General features: G+C 59.7%; 21 protein-coding genes. 15 read left to right on the top strand and 6 right to left on the bottom strand.

The genetic code is table 11. From position 1 onward, the window contains the following. Positions 1-38: 38 nt before the first annotated feature. Both AALG83_06690 and AALG83_06685 read right to left on the bottom strand, forming a co-directional pair. Complete coding sequence (locus AALG83_06690) at positions 39-569, bottom strand: GNAT family N-acetyltransferase (protein MEY8382843.1); 531 nt, start codon at positions 567-569, stop codon at positions 39-41. Between the two features lie 11 nt (positions 570-580). After that, the gene (locus AALG83_06685; protein MEY8382842.1) at positions 581-1,162 is read right to left on the bottom strand and encodes a xanthine phosphoribosyltransferase; all 582 of its coding nucleotides are present in this window, start codon (positions 1,160-1,162) and stop codon (positions 581-583) included. Between the two features lie 162 nt (positions 1,163-1,324). On the opposite strand from AALG83_06685, the gene AALG83_06680 reads away from it, so the two are divergent. The 5 genes from AALG83_06680 to AALG83_06660 all read left to right on the top strand — a co-directional run bounded on the left by AALG83_06680 (position 1,325) and on the right by AALG83_06660 (position 4,741). Then, positions 1,325-2,269 carry a DUF4349 domain-containing protein gene (locus AALG83_06680; protein MEY8382841.1) on the top strand — a complete coding sequence of 315 codons (945 nt, stop codon included), beginning with the start codon at positions 1,325-1,327 and terminating at the stop codon, positions 2,267-2,269. Positions 2,270-2,324: 55 nt separating this feature from the next. After that, positions 2,325-2,738, top strand: a complete 414-nt coding sequence (locus AALG83_06675; GenBank protein MEY8382840.1) for a hypothetical protein — start codon at positions 2,325-2,327, stop codon at positions 2,736-2,738. A gap of 269 nt (positions 2,739-3,007) precedes the next feature. Further along, on the top strand, positions 3,008-3,739 hold the full coding sequence (locus tag AALG83_06670; protein MEY8382839.1) for a CPBP family intramembrane glutamic endopeptidase: 732 nt from the start codon (positions 3,008-3,010) through the stop codon (positions 3,737-3,739). A gap of 16 nt (positions 3,740-3,755) precedes the next feature. Continuing rightward, a complete protein-coding gene (locus AALG83_06665) occupies positions 3,756-4,184 on the top strand; it encodes a GNAT family N-acetyltransferase (GenBank protein MEY8382838.1) in 429 nt (142 codons plus the stop codon). Next, positions 4,172-4,741: a GNAT family N-acetyltransferase gene (locus AALG83_06660; GenBank protein ID MEY8382837.1), complete on the top strand. Its 570-nt coding sequence runs from the start codon at positions 4,172-4,174 to the stop codon at positions 4,739-4,741. The genes AALG83_06665 and AALG83_06660 overlap by 13 nt, the downstream gene beginning before the upstream one ends. Positions 4,742-4,955: 214 nt before the next feature. On the opposite strand, the gene cimA is transcribed toward AALG83_06660, so the two are convergent. From cimA to ilvB, 4 genes are read right to left on the bottom strand one after another with little or no spacing between them, the layout of a single operon-like run. Next, on the bottom strand, positions 4,956-6,530 hold the full coding sequence (gene cimA, locus AALG83_06655) for a citramalate synthase (GenBank protein ID MEY8382836.1): 1,575 nt from the start codon (positions 6,528-6,530) through the stop codon (positions 4,956-4,958). Next, entirely contained in the window at positions 6,527-8,038 is a 1,512-nt protein-coding gene (locus AALG83_06650; GenBank protein ID MEY8382835.1) for a 2-isopropylmalate synthase, read from the bottom strand. The genes cimA and AALG83_06650 overlap by 4 nt, the downstream gene beginning before the upstream one ends. Further along, entirely contained in the window at positions 8,025-8,549 is a 525-nt protein-coding gene (gene ilvN, locus AALG83_06645; GenBank protein MEY8382834.1) for an acetolactate synthase small subunit, read from the bottom strand. The genes AALG83_06650 and ilvN overlap by 14 nt, the downstream gene beginning before the upstream one ends. Positions 8,550-8,588: 39 nt before the next feature. Further along, positions 8,589-10,175 (bottom strand): biosynthetic-type acetolactate synthase large subunit, encoded by a 1,587-nt coding sequence (gene ilvB / locus AALG83_06640; GenBank protein ID MEY8382833.1) that lies wholly within the window; start codon positions 10,173-10,175, stop codon positions 8,589-8,591. Between the two features lie 199 nt (positions 10,176-10,374). On the opposite strand from ilvB, the gene AALG83_06635 reads away from it, so the two are divergent. From AALG83_06635 to AALG83_06590, 10 genes are all read left to right on the top strand, one after another. Next, positions 10,375-10,593 carry an acyl carrier protein gene (locus AALG83_06635; protein ID MEY8382832.1) on the top strand — a complete coding sequence of 73 codons (219 nt, stop codon included), beginning with the start codon at positions 10,375-10,377 and terminating at the stop codon, positions 10,591-10,593. A 158-nt stretch (positions 10,594-10,751) separates the two neighbouring features. Then, positions 10,752-11,546 carry an MBL fold metallo-hydrolase gene (locus AALG83_06630; protein MEY8382831.1) on the top strand — a complete coding sequence of 265 codons (795 nt, stop codon included), beginning with the start codon at positions 10,752-10,754 and terminating at the stop codon, positions 11,544-11,546. 13 nt (positions 11,547-11,559) lie between these two features. Beyond that, on the top strand, positions 11,560-12,036 hold the full coding sequence (rlmH, locus tag AALG83_06625) for a 23S rRNA (pseudouridine(1915)-N(3))-methyltransferase RlmH (protein MEY8382830.1): 477 nt from the start codon (positions 11,560-11,562) through the stop codon (positions 12,034-12,036). A 62-nt stretch (positions 12,037-12,098) separates the two neighbouring features. Beyond that, positions 12,099-13,328 carry an MFS transporter gene (locus AALG83_06620; GenBank protein ID MEY8382829.1) on the top strand — a complete coding sequence of 410 codons (1,230 nt, stop codon included), beginning with the start codon at positions 12,099-12,101 and terminating at the stop codon, positions 13,326-13,328. Between the two features lie 12 nt (positions 13,329-13,340). Then, positions 13,341-14,576, top strand: a complete 1,236-nt coding sequence (locus tag AALG83_06615; GenBank protein ID MEY8382828.1) for an MFS transporter — start codon at positions 13,341-13,343, stop codon at positions 14,574-14,576. 76 nt (positions 14,577-14,652) lie between these two features. Next, entirely contained in the window at positions 14,653-15,837 is a 1,185-nt protein-coding gene (locus AALG83_06610; GenBank protein ID MEY8382827.1) for an MFS transporter, read from the top strand. Positions 15,838-15,875: 38 nt separating this feature from the next. Continuing rightward, positions 15,876-17,096 carry an MFS transporter gene (locus AALG83_06605; protein MEY8382826.1) on the top strand — a complete coding sequence of 407 codons (1,221 nt, stop codon included), beginning with the start codon at positions 15,876-15,878 and terminating at the stop codon, positions 17,094-17,096. Positions 17,097-17,215: 119 nt separating this feature from the next. Next, entirely contained in the window at positions 17,216-18,166 is a 951-nt protein-coding gene (locus AALG83_06600; GenBank protein MEY8382825.1) for a sugar kinase, read from the top strand. A 13-nt stretch (positions 18,167-18,179) separates the two neighbouring features. Continuing rightward, positions 18,180-19,022, top strand: a complete 843-nt coding sequence (locus tag AALG83_06595; protein MEY8382824.1) for a class II fructose-bisphosphate aldolase — start codon at positions 18,180-18,182, stop codon at positions 19,020-19,022. A gap of 239 nt (positions 19,023-19,261) precedes the next feature. Next, the gene (locus tag AALG83_06590; GenBank protein ID MEY8382823.1) at positions 19,262-20,416 is read left to right on the top strand and encodes an MFS transporter; all 1,155 of its coding nucleotides are present in this window, start codon (positions 19,262-19,264) and stop codon (positions 20,414-20,416) included. The last annotated feature ends 154 nt before the right edge of the window (positions 20,417-20,570 follow it).

The raw sequence follows: 20,570 nt of genomic DNA, 5'->3' as shown, positions 1-20,570 counted from the left end.
GAGGTAAAAAAAGGCGCCGCCAGGGCGCCGGAAAGTGGCTATTCGGGCTGGAGCGCCATGCCAAAGAGCAGTTCCCGGGCGGTTTCCCCGGTGTTTGGATAAACCCGGGTTCCGGTGTCATCCTCCAATGCCATGCCAATTTTTTCCATTACACGCCGGGAAGCGGTGTTTCTGGCGTCGCAGTGCGCCGTCAGGCGGCGGAGCCCAAGGCCCCGGGCAAATTCCCGGATGGCCAGCGCGGCCTCGGTGGCAAAGCCCTGGCGCCAATGGCGTTTGTGCAAAATCCAGCCCAGCTCGCCGGCAGGCTCCTCCTCTTCCAAATAGAGGGAGACTGCGCCGATCTGCCGCCCGGCCAGCGTGATGGCAAATTCATAAAAGCGCGGGCTTTGCCTCTGCCATTCCTGCTCGGCGCAGAGCAGAAACTGCCGGGTTTGCTGGAGCGTGCGGTTTGGGAGCCGCAGCATATAGGCCGTGGTCTCGGCGTCCGAAGCATAGGCGTGCACGCTCTGCAAATCCCCTGTGCCCAGCGGCCGCAGAACCAGCCGCTGTGTCTGAATCTCGATTGGCATAGCCGCCCCCCTTACTCCTGCCGGAAGCGGATGACGCCGCCAACCAGGCTGTCCACAATGGCCAGCGACTGCACGTCTATCCCCATGCCGCGCAGCCTGTCGCCGCCTCCCTGGAATCCCTTTTCCACCGCGATACCCACGCCCGCAAGCTCTGCCCCGGCCTGGCCGAGCAGGTCGATGCAGCCCCGAAGCGCCTCGCCGTTGGCCAGAAAATCGTCTATCACCAGCACCTTTTCCCCCGGTTGCAGCCAGTCTTTGGAGACGGTCAGCATGACGGGCTTTTGGTAGGTATAGGAATAAATCTCGCTTTGCAGGAGGCCCCGGGCATCCAGATTGCCGGATTTGGCCTTTTTGGCAAACACCACGGGCAGGTTGCCGAAATACTGGGCCGCGATGCAGGCGACGGCGATGCCCGAAGCCTCAATCGTCAGGATTTTATCGATGCGCCTGCCCGAAAAGCGCCGGGCAAATTCCTGGCCAATCTGGCAGAGCAGGGAAATATCCAGCTGATGGTTTAAAAATCCGTCGATTTTCAGAATGTTTCCGGGCAAAACCTTGCCTTCGGATAAAATGCGGTTTTTGAGCGCCTCCATGGCCTTTCTCCTTTGCGAAATTAGTAAACCCATTATAGCATATTCCGGCAAAAAAGAGCGCGGCTTTGCGGTTTTTTTGCGGCAGGCAGGCGCGCCGCAAAAAAACGGGAACTTTTTTCCAAACGAGGCGTCTAAAAAGAAAAAGCCAAGGGAGGGAGAGGCATGAAAAAAGGATGGATGCCTAGAGGGTTTCTTTTGCTGGCGGCTTTGGTTTTGGCGGCCGCAGTGCTGTTTGGATGCGCGGCGCAGAAAGGCGCGCAGTATAGCTACAGCGGAGCGGATTCCAGCCCCGAAGCTCCGGCTGAAAATGCCGGAAGCGTGGTAGATGTGGGTTCCCAGGAGGGCGGCATTGCTGGCATGGGCGCGGGCAGCGCTTCGCAGAAGCTCATCTATATCGGAGAGATGGAGATAGAGAGCGAGCAGTTTGAGGCGGATTACGCGGCGCTCAAGGAGCAGGTTTCGGCCATGGGCGGCTATCTGGCCGGGGAGACGCTCTCGGGCACGGCGCCCGTGGCCTACGGCGACGCAGGCAGATACGGCGAGCTGGTGGCCCGCATCCCGACCGAGCGCTTCCAGGCCTTTTTGGACGACGCAGACAGCCGGATGGATATCGTGCGCCGGCATGTGGATGTGCAGGATATCACCGAATACTATTACGACAACGAGGCGCGCATCGAGCTTTTGGAGACGCGCTATGCCAAGCTGGAGGAGCATCTGCGCTCGGCAGAGCGGATGGAGGATATCATCGCGCTGGAGCAGGAGATGAGCGAGATTTTATCCGAGCTGGATGAGCTCAAGGGGACGCGCCGCCATCTGGATCATCAGGTGGAGTATTCCACGCTGACCATTGAGGTCCGGGAGGTCGTCCGCTCTTCTGGCGTGGCGACGTCTAGGAAGGGCGTGGGCAGCCGCATGGGCGAGGCCTTTAACGGAACACTGCGGGCCATCGGCGTGTTCTTTGAAAATGCCGCCGTCTTCCTGGTGGGCGCGTTGCCGCTGCTGCTCGTTCTGGCAGTCATCGCGCTGGCCGTGCTGCTCTGTGTGCGCGCGGGCAAAAAGCGCCGGGCAAAGAAATTGCCGAGCCAAAAAGAGAGCGCGGAGAAATAAAGGAAAATCCATGGCCGACGGCTGCGCCGGCCGCACAAAATGGGGGAGGCAGAAGATGAAAAAGATAATTGTGGCGATGGTATGCATCATGCTTGCGTTTTCCTTCGCAGGCTGCGGGGCCAAAGAGCAGGCAAAAGACCTTGCAGATAAGGCCGGGGCTGAGAAAACGGCAGGGGAGGGCAATGCGGCTGCCGGCGGAGATGCTTGCCCGGCAGTTATGGTTGGCGGCACCGTTTACTATGATACGGGGTGCAAAAGTAGCGCCCATAGACGCTGCGGCGTGATGGACGGCGAAATCACGGAGGAATGCGGCGGCGCTGAAATCCCGGCAAAAAATGGCCAAAGCAATTTTGGCACTGGGTATGGCTATCAGTACGGCGCCGAAGGAACCATAGAAGTGCTGATGGATGATGGAAATTGGTATATCTTTGCGACAAAAGAAGTCAAAGATGCAGGGAGCTATCGCTGAGGGCAGGAGCGCTTAGCAGGCGGGCAGCCGCGGCCGGTTTCAAACAGGCCGCGGCTGTTTTCATGCCAGCTTATTTTCCTGTATACCCCCCGCGAGCGGTGGAAAGGAAGGAAAAGCCGTTTTGGTGCGCGGAGGCGCGGTTTCCAGAGAGGGCGAACCCCGGCGCCCGCACCTGTTTTCTTGCGCAAAAAACACCCGCGGGCTATGGAAAGGCAGAAAAATTTGCTGTATCATAAAGCTGGGGCGCATCTGCGCCGGGAAGGGAGCGTATGGGGTTGTTTCAAGAAAAAAAGAAGCTGATCCTGCTTTGCTGTGCGGCGGAGCTGGCGGTGATCGCGCTTATCGCCCTGGCCTGCCTGTTCGAAAATTTCATATACTATCTTTTCTATAACCTGCTCTATGGACTTGCGGTGAGCGTGCTGCTCCCGCTGTGGGTGATTGCAGAAAAGGGAGAGGGCCTGGAGGAAATGGGCCTGAAAAAGCTGGGCGGCCGCCAGGTTCTGGTGCTATGCGCCTTTTGCCTTTTCTCGGTGGGCGGGCAGGTCGTTCCCAAGCTGGCGGCAGGGGAGAGCCTGCGCTGGGAGAGGCTGCCCGTGGCAGTCCTGCCGCTCATGATGACGACGTTCTTTGAAGAGTTTTTCTTCCGGGGCTTTGTCCAGACGCGCCTGGAGAGACAGTTTGGGAGCGCGGCCGCGGTGGCGGCCTCTGGCCTGCTCTTTTCGCTCTACCATTTGGGGTATCCGGGCTTTCGGAGCGCGGGAGATCTGGCGCTGCTTTTCGCAGTGGGAGTCGGCTTTGCCCTGGCTTTCCGGCTCTCGGGGAACAACTTCTTTGTCTCCTATTTTGTCAACCTGCCCAATGCCTTTCTCACCTATATCCTAAAGCAGGAGCAGTTTCCGCATATGACGGCGCAGAGCACGGTCTGGGCAGGAGCGGCCATCGCCGCCCTGGCCGCGGTTCTGCTGTTTTTCGCAAAGCGCCGGCAGGCCATGAGGGAATAGACGGAGGAGAAAACACATGGAAATTCGCAAAGCGCAGGCGGAGGATTTCGCCTTTTTATCAGAACACGATGGGCATATCGCCCCGGATGAGCTGGAGGCGCAGATAGAGCGGGGAAGAATTCTCATTGCGCAGGAGGGCGGCCGGCGCATCGGCTGGCTGCGCTGGAACCTGTTTTGGGACAATACGCCCTTTTTGAACCTGCTCTTTCTGATGGAGGAGCACAGGAAAAAGGGCTATGGCAGGCAGCTCATGCAGGAATGGGAGCGCCGGATGGCCGCGCAGAGCTTCGGCCTTTTGATGACCTCCACGCTCGCCAGCGAGCAGGCGCAGCATTTTTACCGCGCCCTGGGTTACCGGGATGCCGGGAGCCTGCTTTTGGAGGGGGAGGCCTTGGAGATTATCTTTACGAAGGAACTTGGGAGAAATAAGCCATGTTTGAAATGATGCAGCTGCTCCAATATCCGCAGGGAACCTGCGATGCCAAAATTGCAGAGGAGATCCTCGCTCTGGAGGATACCGCATGGCCGGCAGATGCAGACGCCGTTTTCCCTTCCGCCCCGGAGACCTATTTCACCTCGTTTCTCTGGATGCAGGGCAGCAGGGCGGTTTGCCATGTCGGGATCAGGAAAAGCGCGCTGAACCATAAGGGGGAAAGCTATCTGGCATATGGGCTGAGCGAAGTGGTAACGCACCCTGAGTATCAAAGGAGGGGGCTGGCCTCCCGGGCAATCCAAAAGGCGGCCGATTTTATGCTCACGCAGGCGCCCGATCTCAGCATTTTTACCTGTGCGCGGGAAAAGACCGGCTTCTATGCAGGATGCGGATGGGAAGAGATGCCCGGCGCGTGCCTCGTCGGCGGGACAAAGCACAAGCCCTTTCGCAGCGACAGCCTGAATCTGGTAACTATGATGGCGTTTTTCTCCCCTAAAGCCAGGCGGCATAGAGCGGATTTCGAGCATGGAGATATCGTGCTTGAGCTGGGCGAAAACCAGCTCTGGTAAAAAAAGAGCAGTGCAGGAGGGCACTGCTCTTTTGCTTATGAGATGACTTGATAGCGCAGCCGAAGATAGGAATCCCGCAGAACTTCTGCGGGATTCAGTTTTAAGATGCCAGCTGGGAGAGCACAGAACCCTACCGCGTACGCCGGCGCCAACAAACAGCCCGCCCAAAGGCAAATCGTCTTTGGGCGGGCTGTTTGATAGACTGCAAAACCTTTTAAATTTTCTCTTTTTCCAGCGTCAGCTTATACTCGATGGAATCCGAGAGCGCCAGGAAGCTGGCCTCCAGAATATCCGAGGAGACACCCACCGTCCGCCAGGTCCGCTGGCCGTCTGTGGATTCGATGAGCACGCGCACGCCGGCGGCCGTCGTCGCATCCGATTCCAGCACGCGGACTTTATAATCCGCCAGCCGCATATCCGCCAGGCAGGGGTAGAAGGGGATGAGCGCCCGCCGCAGGGCCAGATCCAGCGCGTGCACCGGGCCGTTGCCCTCGGCGGAAGTCAGCGAAGATTCCTGCCCCACCCGCACCTTGACGATGGCCGAAGAAGGGGAAAGCTGGGCAAACAGCGGGTATTCGCCGATGATTTTATAGTGATCCAGCGTAAAGAATTTCTCCTGCAAATGCAGGCAGCGGCGGATGAGCAAATCCAGGCTCTCCTCTGCCGCCTCGAACTGATAGCCCGCGAACTCCATGCGCTTGAGCTGATCCATGATCTCGGCCAGCTTGGGGGAATTTTTGGAAATTTCCGGCTGATAGCGCCGCACCAGCCGCAACAGGGAGGATTTGCCCGAAACCTCGCCCACCAGCCGCCGGCGTTTGTTGCCCACAGCGCCCGGGGAGATGTGCTCGAAGCTGGCGTGCAGCTTGTTGACGGCATCCACGTGCATCCCGGCCTTATGCGCAAAGGCCGCCGAGCCGACATAGGGCAGGCTGCCGGGCAGAGAGAGGTTGGCCGTATCCGCCAGCGCCCGGCAGACGCTGGTCAGGCGCTCCATCTGCTCGGGCGGGATGCAGGCATAGCCGGCCTTGAGCTGAAGGTTGGGCAGAATCGTCGAGAGATTGGCGTTGCCGCAGCGTTCGCCGAATCCCAGCAGAGTCCCCTGCACATGCGCCGCCCCGGCAAACACCGCCTGCATGGTGCCCGCCACGGCCAGACCGGAATCGTTGTGGCAGTGAATGCCGATTTTGTGCCCCGGGAATTTTTGGCAGACCAGCGCCGTGATTTCGCCGATTTGCTCTGGGAAGGTGCCGCCGTTGGTATCGCAGAGGCAGAGGGTATCCGCCCCGGCTTCGGCCGCCGCACTCAGCACGCGCAGGGCGTAATCCGGGTTTTCCGCAAAGCCGTCGAAGAAATGCTCGGCGTCGAAGATGACCCGCCTGCCCGCCTGGTGCGCAAAGCCCACGCTGTCCGCGATCATGGCGAGGTTCTCCTCCGGCGAAGTCTCCAGCACATGCGCCACATGCAGAGCCGAGGCCTTGCCGAAGATGCAGACGGCCGCCGTTCCCGCCGAGAGCAGCGCGGCCAGCGCCGCATCCTCCTGCGCGCGGGTGTGCTTGCGGCGGGTGCTGCCAAAGGCGACCAGAGCAGAGCCGCCCAGAGCGAGCTTTTGCGCTTCGGCAAAAAACTCCGCATCTTTGGGGTTGGAGCCGGGGTTGCCTGCCTCGATGAGCGGGATGCCCAGCTTTGCCAGCTGACGGGCGACGGCCAGCTTATCGCTCAGCGAGAAGGAGATATCCGCGCCCTGGGCGCCGTCGCGCAATGTGGAATCGAGTATTTCCAGCTTCATTGCGCCACCCCGAGAGAAAGCAGCTTGTTGAGCGCGTGAATATAGGCCAGAACCGAGGATTCCAGAATATCAAAGGAGAGGCCGCGGCCGGAAACCGTGCTGCCCCCGGCCGAGACTTTGACGGTAACCTGGCCCAGAGCATCCTGCCCTTCGGTAACCGAGTTGATGGAGTAATCCTCCAGCTTCATCTGAATGGGCGAGAGCGAATCGATGGCCTGATAGGCCGCCAGCACCGGGCCGCCGGCCTGGGCCGCGGCCGTCTTGCGCTCTCCGTAGACCTTCATGGTGATCATAGCCATGGAATCTTCCTGGTTGCCGCTGACGATTTTATAGTTCTCCAGCTCAAAGACTTTCTTTGTCTGGGAGATGGAATCCACCAGCGCCTCGACGTCGAAATCCGTGATGTATTTTTTCTTGTCGCACAGCGCCTTGAACTGGGAGAACAGCCCTTCGGCGACTTCTTCAGGCAGGCGATAGCCCAGGGTGGAGAGCCGCTCCAAAAAGGCGTGCCGCCCCGAATGCTTGCCCAGCACGATGTTGTTTTCCGTGATGCCCACATCTTCGGGGGACATGATCTCGTAAGTCTCCCGGTTTTGCAGCACGCCGTGCTGGTGGATACCGGATTCATGCGCAAAAGCGTTCGCGCCGACGATGGCCTTGTTTGGCGCGATGGGCTGGCCGATGATCCGGGCCAGATGCCGGCAGGTGCGGAAAATCTGGCGAGTCTCGATGCGAGTCTGCGCGCCATAGCGGTCGCTCCGGGTTTTGAGCGCCATGACGATCTCTTCTAACGATGCATTGCCCGCCCGCTCGCCAATGCCGTTGACCGTGCATTCCACCTGCCCCGCCCCGGCGGCGACTGCTGCCAGAGAGTTGGCGACGCCCATGCCCAGGTCGTCGTGGCAATGCACAGAAAGGCAGGCTTTCTCCATGCCCTCCGTATGCGAGAGCACATAGCGCACCAGCTCCTCCATTTCGCTGGGCGTGGAATAGCCGACGGTATCCGGGATATTGACGGTGCCGGCGCCGGCCTTGATGGCCAGCGAAAGCGCCTGGCAGAGGAAATCCTTATCGCTTCGGGTGGCATCTTCCGCGGAAAATTCCACATCCGCGCAGAGGTTTCTGGCATAGGCCACGGACCGCTCAATGCTCTCCAAAACCTGCTCCGGGCTCATATGCAGCTTATATTGCATATGCAGCGGGGAAGTTGCCAAAAAGACATGGATGCGCGGATGCTCCGCCTTCCGCAGCGCCTCCGCCGCGGCGTCAATATCCTTTTGCACGCACCGCGCCAGGGATGCGATGCCCACGCCCTGCACTTCCCGGGCGATGCGCTGAACGGATTCAAAATCTCCCGGGCTGCTCACGGCAAAGCCCGCCTCGATGATATCCACTTTGAGCCGCGCCAGCTGCCGGGCGACTTTGAGCTTTTCATTCAGGTTCATGCTGCATCCGGGGGATTGCTCCCCATCCCGCAGCGTGGTATCAAAAATTTTAATTCTCTTCATGCTCTTCCCTGTCATCCAGCGCCAGATAGCGCTCTCCTCTCTGAAGTCCTGCGATGCCCGTCCGGGCGATCTCGATGATGCCGTATTCCTCCAGCAGGTTTAAAAGCGCGTTGTTGGTCTCGCTCTTGTTTGTGGCCTCGATGGTGGCGGTGGTGGGCGAGAGATCCGCGATTTTCGCATGGAACACGTTGCAGAGCTCGATGATGCCCGCCCGGCTGCCCGCTTCTGCGTGCACTTTGACGAGCATCAGCTCCCGGAACACGGCCGAGCCCTGCTCAATCTCCGCAATTTTTTCCACTTCCACCAGCTTGCCCAGCTGTTTTTTGATCTGCTCCAGCGTGGCCTCGTTGCCGTAGAGCTCGATGGTCATGCGGGAATAGCGGCGGTTGAGCGTCTCCCCGACGGTCAGCGACGAGATGTTGTATCCCCGGCGGCCAAACAGGCCGGAAACCCGGGCCAGGACGCCGGAATTATTCTGCACCAATACCGACAGCACGTATCTTCTTTCCATGTTTCCCACTTTCTATCCTTTTTCCATGATATGCCAGCGCTATGCCGGCTGATTTTTGGCAATTTGGCAGGCGATGAGCGCCGGGCCGCCCGAGGCCAGCGCCTGCGCCAGGGCCTGCTCGGCTTCCTGCCGGGTTTTGGCGGCAAAGCCCGGGATGCCCAACGCCTGGGCCAGGGCGGGGTAGTCCACTCCGCGGTCGAAATCCGCCTGGGAGAGGTGCAGGTGCGCGTTTTTCTGAAGCTGGCGCACCATGCCCAGCGAGCGGTTATCTAGAACCACCTCGATGATGGGCAGGTTGTAATAGGCGGCGGTGGAAAGCTCGGCCATGTTCATGAGAAAACTGCCGTCGCCCGAGATGTTGACGATGCGCCGGCCGCTGGCCCGGGCCGCGCCGATGGCCGCCCCCAGGCCAAAGCCCATGGCCCCAAGGCCGCCCGATGTGATAAAGCGCTGGTGGCCGGAAATTTCCAGATGCTTGGCCGCCCAAATCTGGTGCTGGCCGACTTCCGTCGTGTATATCTGTTCGCTTCCCGCCAGCGCCGAAAGAGTTTTCAGCAAAAACTCCGGGGTCAGCCGCTGGCCGCCCTGGCCGCCCGGCCGCGCCTTTGGGGGAACCGCCAGGCCGGGCGCTTTGGCAGGGCACAGCGGGAGCAGATGCTCCAAAATCTCCCGGGCATCGCCCATGAGGGCCAAATCCGCGTTCAGATTCTTGTTGATCTCGGCCGGGTCAATATCGATGTGCAAAACCTTGGCTTTGCGGGCCAGCGCCTTGGGGCGGGGGATGGTGCGATCCGAAAAGCGCGTGCCCACGGCGATGAGCAGGTCGCACTGCTCCAGCAGGGCGTTTGCGCCGGGCGTGCCGTAGACCCCTGCCAGCCCGGCAAACTGCGGGCAGCCATCGCAGCAGCCCGTGGCCATGAGCGTCTGAATGATGGGCGCCCCCAGCTTTTGCGCCAGCGCCGTGGCCGCGGCCTCTGCCCCCGAGTGCGCCGCGCCGCCTCCCAGCAGCAGCAGCGGCCGCTGGCTCTCCTCTATGAGAAAGGCCGCGCCGGCAAAATCCAGCGCATCCGCCAGCAGCGGGCGGGCAGGCGCTTTGGGCGCTTTGGGCGAAAACTCCGCCTTGGCCGCCGCAATATCCTGGGGAATATCCACCAGCACAGGCCCCGGCCTGCCGGATGCCGCGATGAAGAAAGCCTGCCGGATGGTATCGGCCAGCTCGCGGATATCCCCCACGATGAAGTTGTGCTTGGTAACGGGCATGGAGACGCCGTAAATATCGATCTCCTGGAAACTGTCTGTGCCGATCTGCGCCTTGGCGACGTTGCCCGTGATGGCGACGACGGGGGAGGAATCCATATACGCGGCGGAAAGGCCGGTGAGCAGATTGGTCGCCCCCGGGCCGGAAGTCGCCAGGCAGACGCCGACTTTGCCGCTGGCTCTGGCATAGCCGTCGGCCGCGTGGGCGGCATGCTGTTCGTGGGTCATCAGCGTGTGGCGGATTTGGCCGGCATATTCGTGCAGAGCCTCGTAGATGCCCAGAACCGCCCCGCCCGGATACCCAAAGACATCCCGCACGCCCTGTTCCAGCAGGCATTCTATGACGATTTGTGCGCCGCGCAGCAGCATATGCTCTCTCCTCCTCCCGCAAAATTGCCAGATCTGGCATTTTCTTTATGATAAACAAAATGCGCGGATTTTTCAACGGTTCTGGCCACAGTGCTGCAAGTTTTCTTTTGCCGCGCCCAAAACCTTGACTTAAAGGCCGCATATGGTAAAATGTGAGTGCAATCATCATTTCATTATGAAGGCGTTTGGGAGGAAAAAGATGGAATTCGAGAAAATTAAGGCGATTATCGCAGACAAAATGGATTTGGATCCGGATACGATTACAGAGCAATCCTCGTTCAAGGATCTGGAGATGGATTCTCTGGATATGGTGGAAATCGTCATGGATGTGGAGGATGAGTTCGATCTCACCATCGAAACCAGCGAAGGGCTGGAGACGATTGCGGATCTCATCGAGCTGATCCGCAGCCAGAACTAGCAGGGAGCGGAGAAGAGCCGGCAGATGCCGGCTCTTTTTTTGCGGCAAACCATGCGAAGGGGGCGCATGGCCGCCGGCAAAATTAGCGAAAAAGCGCGTTTTGCTCTATGCAAAAGCGGCGGGCTACTTTATAATGGAAGAGTATCATGGAGGAAATTATGAGTTTATCTTTTTCGCCGCTGCTTTCCAGCTCGGCAGGCAACTGCTCCTTTTTCGGGACGGAGCGCACCAAGCTTTTGGTGGATGCCGGAGCGGCGGGAGGCGCGATAGAGAAGGCGCTGGCCGAGATCGGGCAAAGCCCGGCAGAGCTTTCGGCGATTCTCATTACGCATGAACATATCGATCACATCCGGGGGGCGGGGGTGCTCAGCCGCCGGTATGGCATCCCGGTTTATGCCAACGAGAAAACCTGGCAGGAAATGCTGAAAAAAGTGGGGGAAATCCCGCCGAGAAACATGCGCGTCATCGACGATGCCGCCTTCTATATCGGGGAAATCTGCGTGCAGAGCGTGCCGCTCTCGCACGATGCGGCCGATCCTGTGGGCTATGCGCTGATGGCCGGGGGCAAGAAGATGGGCGTGCTGACGGATACCGGCCGGGTGAGCGAGGAGATGCTCCGGGCCATGGAGAAGGCCTCCATCGTCCTGCTGGAATCCAACCACGATCCCGAGATGCTCAAAGCCAGCCGCTATCCCTACCGCATCAAGAGCCGCATCGCCTCCTCCAAGGGGCACCTGAACAACGAGACTGCCGCGAGAGTCTGTATGCAGCTGGCCGAGCGGGGCGTGCGGGGCATCATCCTGGGGCACGTCAGCCGGGAAAACAACCACAAGAAACTGGCATACGATACTTCCCACTCCTTCCTATCCCAAAACGGCGTGCGGGTGGGCCAGGATATTGCGCTGGCCGTGGCCAGGAGAACGGGCGTTACCGGGTTTTATACCATCAAATAGAAAAGAGGAAGCAATGAAGATCCGCATTGTCTGCGTGGGCAAAATGAAGGAAGATTATTTTCTAAAAGCCCAGAAGGAATACGCCAAGCGGCTCTCGCGCTTTGCCAGGCTGGAGATCGTCGAGCTGGCCGATGAGCGCACGCCCGAGCGGCCCACAGAGCGGGAAAAGCAGAGCGTGCTCAAAAAAGAGGGGGAGCGCGTTTTAAAGGCCGCGGAAGGCTTCGATATTGTCAGCGTGCTGGCGGTAGAGGCCGAGCAGATGGATTCCGAGGGCTTTGCGGCAAAGCTTGGCGAAAAAGAGGCGCTGGGAAAGAGCGTCTGCTATGTCATCGGCGGCTCTCTGGGGCTGGCGGAGGAAGTGAAGAGGCAGGCGCAGGAAAAATTTTCCCTCTCTCGGCTGACATTTCCGCACCGCCTGGCGCGTATTGTTTTGCTGGAGCAGCTCTACCGCGGCTTCAAAATCTGCCATGGGCAGACCTACCATAAATAAGGGATTTTGGGCGGCTTCGCCTTTGAGATAGAGAGATTTGAGAGAAGAGGGGAAAAGAGAAAATGTTAAAGAAAAGCAACAAGCTTTTTGTCGCGCTGGGGTATCTGATCAGCCTGGTCATGGGAATGCAGACGGCCGGGTATCAGTATATCATCATCAGTATGCGCGATGAATTTGCGCTCACGAACGCGGGCATGGCTGTGCTGGGATCCGTGCAGTCTGTGGTCGGGCTGATGATGAGCTTTGCCTTCAGCCGCTTTATCGACAAAGTGGATAAGAGAAAGCTCATGTTTACAGGCGGGGCCATCTATATTCTGGGCTGCCTCTGCAACGGGTTTTCCTCGGGCGCGGGCATGACGATTGCCGCGCTGGTCATCGCGGGCATCGGCGGCAACGTGCTCTCCACGGCGCTCTACCCGGCCTTGACCAGCACAGACCCGCAGAACAGCAACAAATATACCAACATGCTCCAGGTGTTCTACGGCGCCGGCGCGATGATTGCCCCGGTGGCGCTCTCGGTTTTCATGGGCAATGGCGGCATGAACTGGCGGGGGCACTACCTGATCATCTCGGCCTCCATGCTGCTCATGCTGGCGCTCTCGTCGCTGGTGCGCCCCGAGACTTCCATGCGGCTGGAGCGGACGGTGCAGGTTTCCCAGCAGGCCGAGCGCCCGAATTTTGCCAAAATCTACCGGACGGCGGCGTTTTGGATGCTCAGCCTTTCCATCGGCTTTTATATGTGCATGGAGACCGGCCTGATGAACTACGCCCGGCAGTATTTTGAGGCGATCGACGATCCCAAAAGCGCTGGGCTTGCCATCTCGGTGGCCTGGGGGCTCATGCTGCCCACCCGGTTTATCGCCAGCAAGATGCGGCGGCATAAGGGCAAGATGGTCTGCATTAGCTTCCTGTTTGCCGGCATTGCCATGCTGCTCATGGCGGTTTTGCGCATCCCTGTGGTTTCGCTGCTCTGGTGCGCGGTTTTCGGGCTGTTTGCGGGCCCCGGCTGGCCGACCATCCTCTCCATTGGCATGGATACCTTCCCGCGCGAATCCGGCAAGGCCTATTCGCTCATCTGCATTGGCAGCGGCCTTGGGGCCATGCTGGGCAACCTGGCCGTGGGCAAGATGGTGGATATGGCGGGCATCGGGAACGCCTTCTATCTGGTGGCGGCCTTTGCGGCGGCCGGGCTGGCGACGGGCTATTTCGGCATCCGCGCCTCCTATCGGCAGAGAAAGCGGGATGACGAGATAGAAGCCGCCTTTTTGCAGGCACAGCAGGCGGAAGAATAAGAGGAAGAAACCATGAAAAAAGCCGAGAAGTATGTTCCAAGGTATGCCAAGGCCCGGGCAGAGGGCGGCCAGAGAGGGCGGGATGCCTTCTATATTTTCCTCTGCTATTTCACCGGGCTGGTAACGGGGTTTGAATTTGGCGGATACCAGTATATCTTTCTGGACGTCCGCATGGAGTTTGGCTTTACCAACACCATGATGGCCACGGTCAACGTCGTGCAGACGGTGGTCTCGCTGTGCGTCTCGCTGGTGCTCAGCGCCCTGCTGGACCGCCTCAATAAGCGCAGGCTGCTCTATACCGGTGCGGCGCTGTATTCCGCGGGGACGGCCCTCATGCTGGCGGCGGGCAATGCCTTCTGGTTCTTTGGCTTCAAGCTGCTGCAAGGCGTGGCCGGCGGTATGCTTCAGGCGGGCATCTTCCCGGCCATGACGCTCATTGCCCCAGAGAAAAGCGCCAAGCATGCCAGCATGGAGCAGGTCTTTTGCGGGGGAGGCTCTGTGCTTGCCCCGGTGATTTTGTCGTTTTTGCTGGGCAGCCAGCTGAACCTGCACTGGAAGACGCACTATCTGATTGTGCTGGCCGGGGGCATTTTCCTGGCCGCCGGCTTCTTCTGCTCCAGGCCCAGCGTGACGCGCTATCAGCAGGAGCATACTGATGGGAAAAAGGGTGCGCCTCTGCGCGGCGCCCTTCTCACGCTGCCCTTTTTGCTGGTGCTCTGCTCCAGCGCGCTGTATATGAATATGGAAACCGGCCTGATGAACTATGCCCGGGAGTTCTTTGAAGTCTCGGGAGCAGGGGCGCAGGCTGGGCTGTGCATCTCGCTCATCTGGGGCGCCATGGTGGTCTCCCGGTTCTTGGCCAGCCATATCAGGCAAAAAGGCCTGCTGGTGGTGGGCAGCTTTTGCGGGGCAGGCGCCTGCATCGCGCTGATGATTCTGATGCCCAGCCCCCAGCTGCTCCCGGTCTGGGCTGTGCTGCTGGGCTTTTTCGCCGGGCCGGGCTGGCCGACCATCCTGGGCATCGGCCTGGAAACCTATCCCCAGTATGCCGGCATGCTTTCCAGCGCAAATATGATGTTTACGAATATCGGCAGCATGGTAGGGGCGTTCGCGGTGGGCGCGGCTTCCGACCAGCTGGGCATGCAGACGGCCATGTGGGCGGCGGTGCTGTTTGCGGCGGCGGGCGCGGTAGTCGGCGGCGGCGCGGCGGCTGCGGCAGCGCGGCGCAGGGGCAAGGCGCAGGCATAAAAAGCGCGCAATTTGACAAATCCCTTGCAGGAAGCGTAAACTAACTAATTGTAGATTCATGCAAGGAGTGTTTTACATGCGCAATTCAAAAGGTCTCTTCAGCACGCTGGCCTATTTCACGATGTTCATCTTTGGCCTGCAGGTTTGCGGCCAGCAGTTCATTCTGCTGGATATCGCCGAAGAATACGGAATGAACAACACGGCGATGGGCGCGCTTTCCAGCATTGGCTTTATCGCCGGGCTCTGCTCGACGGTTCTGCTGGGCGGGCTCATCGATAAGAAAAATCAGCGCCTGCTGACGGCCGTCTGCACGGCGGCCATCGCGGTGGGCGGCCTGCTGGTGCTTTTGGTTCCCAATTTTATCGGGCTTGTCGCGGGGCTGACGCTCATGGGCTTCGCGGGCGCGCTGCTCCCGGCGATTGTTCCGGTCATGCTTTCCAAATACGACCCGGCGCACAGCAGCCGCTATGCCAGCATTTCCGAGATGTTTTACAGCGCCGGCTCTGTGGCCGGGCCGCTGGTCATGGCGCTTGTGCTCGGGCAGGGCGGCTCCTGGCGGGCGCTGTATATCGCGGTTACGCTGGTCTCTGTGCTTGTGGCGGCGGGAATTTTCTGGATGCACTCCCCGGCAGTGGGCGTGCAGGATGCGGAGCAGGGCATCAGCATACCTAAAAACGCAGGCTCTTTCCTATCCGTGCTGACGCCGGCCGGCCTACTGCTCTTGGCATGGGGCTTCGCGTATTCCTCGGTGGAATCGGGCATCAACAGCTATGCCAAGCCCTATTTTACGGAAGCCTATCCCAATGCGCTGGCCGCCTCCACGACGATTGCCATCGTGGGCATCGGCATGGTGTTCTCGCGCCTGCTTGCCAGCAAAATCCATAAGAAAAAGGCCGAAGTTGCGGCGGCCTGCTGCCTGGGCGGCGGGCTGATGGCGCTGCTGATGGTGCTGGTGCCCGGCGCGTGGAGCTCGTATCTGTGGTGCATTTTGTTCGGCATCATCGCGGGCCCGGCCTGGCCGCTGGCGATGAGCGTCGCCATCGATTCCTTCCCGGAAAATCCCGGGCGCATCAGCACGCTGCTCCTGGTGGGCAGCAGCGTCGGCGGGGCAACCGTCGGCGTCTTTATGGGGATGCTGGCAGACGGCATCAGCCTGCGGGCCTGCTTCCTCTATCCGGCGGCAATGGGTCTGCTCTCCATGGCGCTGCTGCTTCTGGTGAGCGCCATGAACCGCAAAAAGAAAAAAGAACAGGCCGCATAGCAAAACTGCGGCCCGATGTGCAGAAAAGGAGAAATGCTTTGGAAGATTCCGCTCCCGCGCCCAAAAGGCGCGCAAAATTTCAGGTAAAGTCCAATCGGCTGTATACGCTCATTCCCTATCTCATCTCGTTTTTGCTGGGGTTTTCCATCGCCGGGTATCAGTTCTCGCTCTCGGATATTTCCAGGGAGTTTGGCATGGGCAATTCGGGCATGGGCGTCATCGCCACAGCCCGGGCCATCGGCATGATTTTGCTGCCGCTTCTGGTCTCCTTTTTTGCAGATAAGCTGCCCAAAAAGCGCATCGCGCAGATTTTTGGCTGGCTGTATGTCGCCTTTTCCCTGCTGATGGGCCTGGGCGGCGGGAATTTCTATATCGTCCTGCTCAGCGTGTTTTTCATCTATTCCTGCTCGACGACGCTGTATGCCTCGCTCGTCATCATTCTGGCCGAGACGGCGCCGCAGAAAACCAATCAGTTTTCCAATATCCTGGGGCTGGTCAACGGCCTTGCCAGCATGGTCTATCCCATCATCCTGGGCGCGCTGATGAGCCGCGGCATGAGCTGGCGGGGGCACTACTTCATCCTCTCCGCGCTGGTCGGGCTGACGCTGCTGGCATTCTTTTTCATCGCGCCAAAGAAGGTCTATCAGGTGGAGATCAAAAAGGATGAGCAGAAGAAAAAGTTCAACTGGCGGGATACCCGCTTTCTGGCGCTCTGCCTGCTGCTCTTTTTAAACGTCGTCATGGATACTTCCATCGGCTATTTCGCAAAGCCGTTTTTTGCCTCCGAACTGCATTCCGCGTCCGGCGCGGCCATCTGCATTTCCATCATCAACGGCGGCATGCTGCCCGCCAAATACTTTGCCAGCCGGGTGCGCAAAAGAAAGCGGGAGATGATTTTTATCACATTCCTCGGCCTTGCCGGGGCGACGCTGCTCATGGCGGCCGTGCGGGGGGCGGTTACTTCGCTGATCTGGTGCCTGGTTTGCGGCATCTTTCTGGGCCCGCAGTATTCCACGATTCAGGGGCTGGCCGTGGATATCTTCCCCGAGCACTCGGGCAGGGTTTCCATGCTGCTGCTCCCCTTCAGCGGCGCTGCCAGCGCCATCGCGACAGTCCTGATGGGCGCGCTTTCCGACGGCATCGGGGCGGGCAATGCCTTCTATCCGCTGGTGGCCATCGCGCTGCTCTCGGCAGTGCCGGCCTATCTGTTCATGCGCGATAAGCGCCGGGCGGCGGATGAGGAGCAGAAGGCCGCATGACAGTGGCTTTTGAACGCGCGCCTTCAAAGCGGGGAGGCTTTGGCAGGTGCGCTTTTTGGATAAGATGAGCGCGGCAGAGGGCCGCGCAGAAAATGGACCAATCGGGGAGGGCAGTTAAGATGAATGAGATTATGACGATGGGCGAGATGATCGTCGAGATCATGCGGGAGCAGGTGGATCAGCCGCTCAGTCAGCCGGGCGTTTTTAAGGGGCCGTATCCTTCGGGGGCGCCCGCTATTTTTATCGATACCGTGGCCAGGCTGGGGCATAAGGCCGCGATTGTCGGCGGCGTGGGCCAGGATGATTTCGGCGATTGCCTGTTGGGCCGCCTGCGCGGCGATGGGGTGGATTGCTCGCATGTCATCCAAAACGACCGCATCTCCACCGGCTGCGCGTTCGTCATGTACCGCTCGGACGGCGAGCGCAAGTTCATCTTCCATATCGGCAATACCCCCGCCGTGCTGGCGCCGGCGCCGGATGCCCGGGCGCTGGAGGGGCTGAAATTTTTCCACATCATGGGCTGTTCGCTCATGGCGGATACGGCCTTTGGCCGGCGCATCGTGCAGACCATGCACGTGGCCCGGGCGGCAGGGGCGAAGATCGCCTTCGATCCCAACGTGCGCCCCGAGCTGATGAAAGACCCGCAGGCCGCAGAGCTCATTCAGGAGGTTCTGGAGCACACCAGCATCTTCCTGCCCGGCAAAAGCGAGCTGAAAACCCTGGCCGGCCAGCAGGAGATAGAGCAGGCCGTGGCCGCGCTGTTTGCCGCGCATCCGGGCATGGAGATCATCGCGCTGAAAAACGGCAAGAAGGGCTGCGTCATCTATACCAGGCAGGAGCAGATTGCCTTTGGGGTCTATGCCGTGCCGCCGGTGGATGCCACGGGCGCGGGCGACAGCTTCGACGGCGCGTTTCTCTGCGGCCTGCTGGAGGGAAAAAGCCTGCTGGAATGCGCCAAGCTGGCCACAGCCGCGGCTTCGCTCAATACCGGCGCGTTCGGCCCCATGGAGGGAAAAATCAGCCGGGAGAGCGTCCGGCGGCTGATCGAGGAGAACAATCTGGAGCAATAAAGAGAGGTATCTGCTGATGTATACGACGAGCAAAGAGATGATTCTGGCTGCCCAGCGCGGCGGCTATGCGGTTCCGGCCTTCAATTTCGAGAATATGGAGATGGTTCAGGCCATTCTCGCGGCCGCAGAGGAGACGGCAAGCCCGGTTCTGCTGCAAACCACCCCCTCCACCATCAAATACATGACGCTTCGGCAGGCCTATGCCATGGTAAAGGCAGAGGCGGATGCTGTGCGCATGCCCGTTTGCCTGCATCTCGATCACTGCGAGAGCTATGAGGGTGTCTGCGCCGCGCTGGAAGCGGGCTATTCCTCGGTGATGATCGATGCCTCCAAGCTGGATTTTGAGGAGAATATCGCGGTAACGGGAAAGACGGTGCAGGCCGCCCGGGAGAAGGGAGTTCCCGTGGAGGCCGAGCTGGGCACGGTGGGCGGCAAGGAGGATAGCCACAGCGCCGCCATCGCCTATACAGACCCCGCCCAGGCGGTGGATTTTTTCCGGCGCACGGGGGTAGACCTCTTCGCCGTCGCCATCGGCACGGCGCATGGCTTCTATAAAGGTGAGCCGAGGCTGGATTTCGATCTGCTAAAGAAACTGGCCGGCCTCATCAGCGCGCCGCTGGTTCTGCACGGCGGCAGCGGCATCCCGGATGAGATGATCAAAAAGACCATAGAGCTTGGCATCTGCAAGGTCAATTTCGCCACAGAGCTGCGCGCCGCCATGACGGCCGCCGTCCGCCGGGCGCTGGAGGATGAAGCCATCATCGATCCCAAGAAGTTCATGGCCACGGGCAGAGAAGCCGTCCGGCAGCTGTGCATCCATAAAATAAAGCTGTGCGGCTCGGATGGAAGGGCATAGAGCAAAGCGAGGTTTTCAAAACGCACCCCATATCGGGGTGCGTTTTTGCGGATGCGCGCCAAAGCGCCGCCTGCCGGGCAGAATATTTGAGAAAACCGCTTGACTCAAGTAAGCTTTAATGCGTAAAATAAAAAATGTGAGCATAGTAGCACGCTAAAATCCTGCGTTTTTGCAGGCAAAACCAGAATTTGGATGGCTTTGACCATTTTAGAAAATTTAGGGAAAAGAGGAAACAAAATTTGGGAAAGTTGCGTTCGTCTAAGAGGTTCTACATCTTCTTATGCTATCTCGGATCCGTGATCATCGGGATGCAGTCTGCCGGGTATCAGGCAATTTTGTACGATATTGCGGCGGAATTTTCCATGAGCGCCACAGGCCAGGGAACGCTGGCGGCAATTCAGTATATCTCGGGGCTGGTCGTCCCGCTGGTCTTTGGCGGGCTGGCAGACCGCTTCCGCAAGCGGGATGTCATCTGCGTTTTTGCGGCGGTGTATGTGGCGGGCAGCCTGCTGGCTGTGTTTTCGGGCAGCCAGGTCGTCTTCAGTATTGCGGTCTTTGTTGTGGGCGCGGCATTTTCCATGCTGGGCGCGCTGTTCCCGGCTTCCATCGTCGAGACGGATCCGGCAAACGGCGCCAAAAACAACTCCCTGCAAAACGTCGCTTTCAGCGTCGGCGCAGTGGCCTCGCCGCTGTTTATGGGCGCGCTCATCGAAAACGGCGCCAACTGGCGCGTGCTGTATGCCATCATCGCGGCCAGCTCGGTGCTCATTATCGCGCTGCTGCTGGCGATGAGAGTCCAGCCCGTGAACATCACGGATCAGAGCGAGGGCAAGGCGGGCATCCGGGGGCTGTTTGCGCTGGTGGGCGTGTTCTGGGTCGCGATTCTGTTCTCCTGCGGCTCTATGGAGAATGGCATCGTGGGCTTTTTGAAGAATTTCTTCGTGCAGGAGCTGGGCACAGAGGCGCTGGGCGGCGTGGCCGTCTCGCTGTTCTGGGTTTCCATGATCCCCTCGCGCCTGCTCTGCGGCTATTTCAAGAACCAGAAATTGCTGGTGAAAATCTGCATGGCCGGGGCGGCGCTCTGCTGCCTGGGGCTGGGCTTCGTCAGAAACGGCGTGCTGGCGCTGGTTCTGGTGGGCCTGGCGGGCTTTTTCCAGGGGCCGGTCTACCCTGCTATCAGCACGATGGCCATGCAGGCTTCGCCCGAGAATATGGGGCTCATCTCCTCGCTGATGCTGGTCTTTAGCAATGCAGGCGGCATGATAGTCAATTTCGCCATGGGGCCGGTTTCGGACGGCCTGGGCATTGGCGGCGCCTTCTGCTTTGCCGCAGGCGTGGGAGCGCTGGCGTTTCTCACCTACTTCTGCTTTGGCGGCAAGAAGAAAAGGGCATAGGCATGTGCAAAAGCCCCGCCTTGGTGGGGTTTTTTTGTGCGCCGGGGCAGGGCGCGCGGCGAAATTCCGCCTTTTGCCGGATTTTTGCCGCCAAAGGCCAGGGAATTTCGCGCAGGGCTTGCAATGTTGCGGTAAAATGGGGTAAAATTACTTA

The organism is Christensenellaceae bacterium 44-20 (genome assembly GCA_041223705.1).
Classification (GTDB): domain Bacteria; phylum Bacillota; class Clostridia; order Christensenellales; family Christensenellaceae; genus QANA01.
The sequence above is the reverse complement of the archived record's forward strand: the minus strand, read 5'-3'. Positions and strand labels throughout refer to the sequence as shown.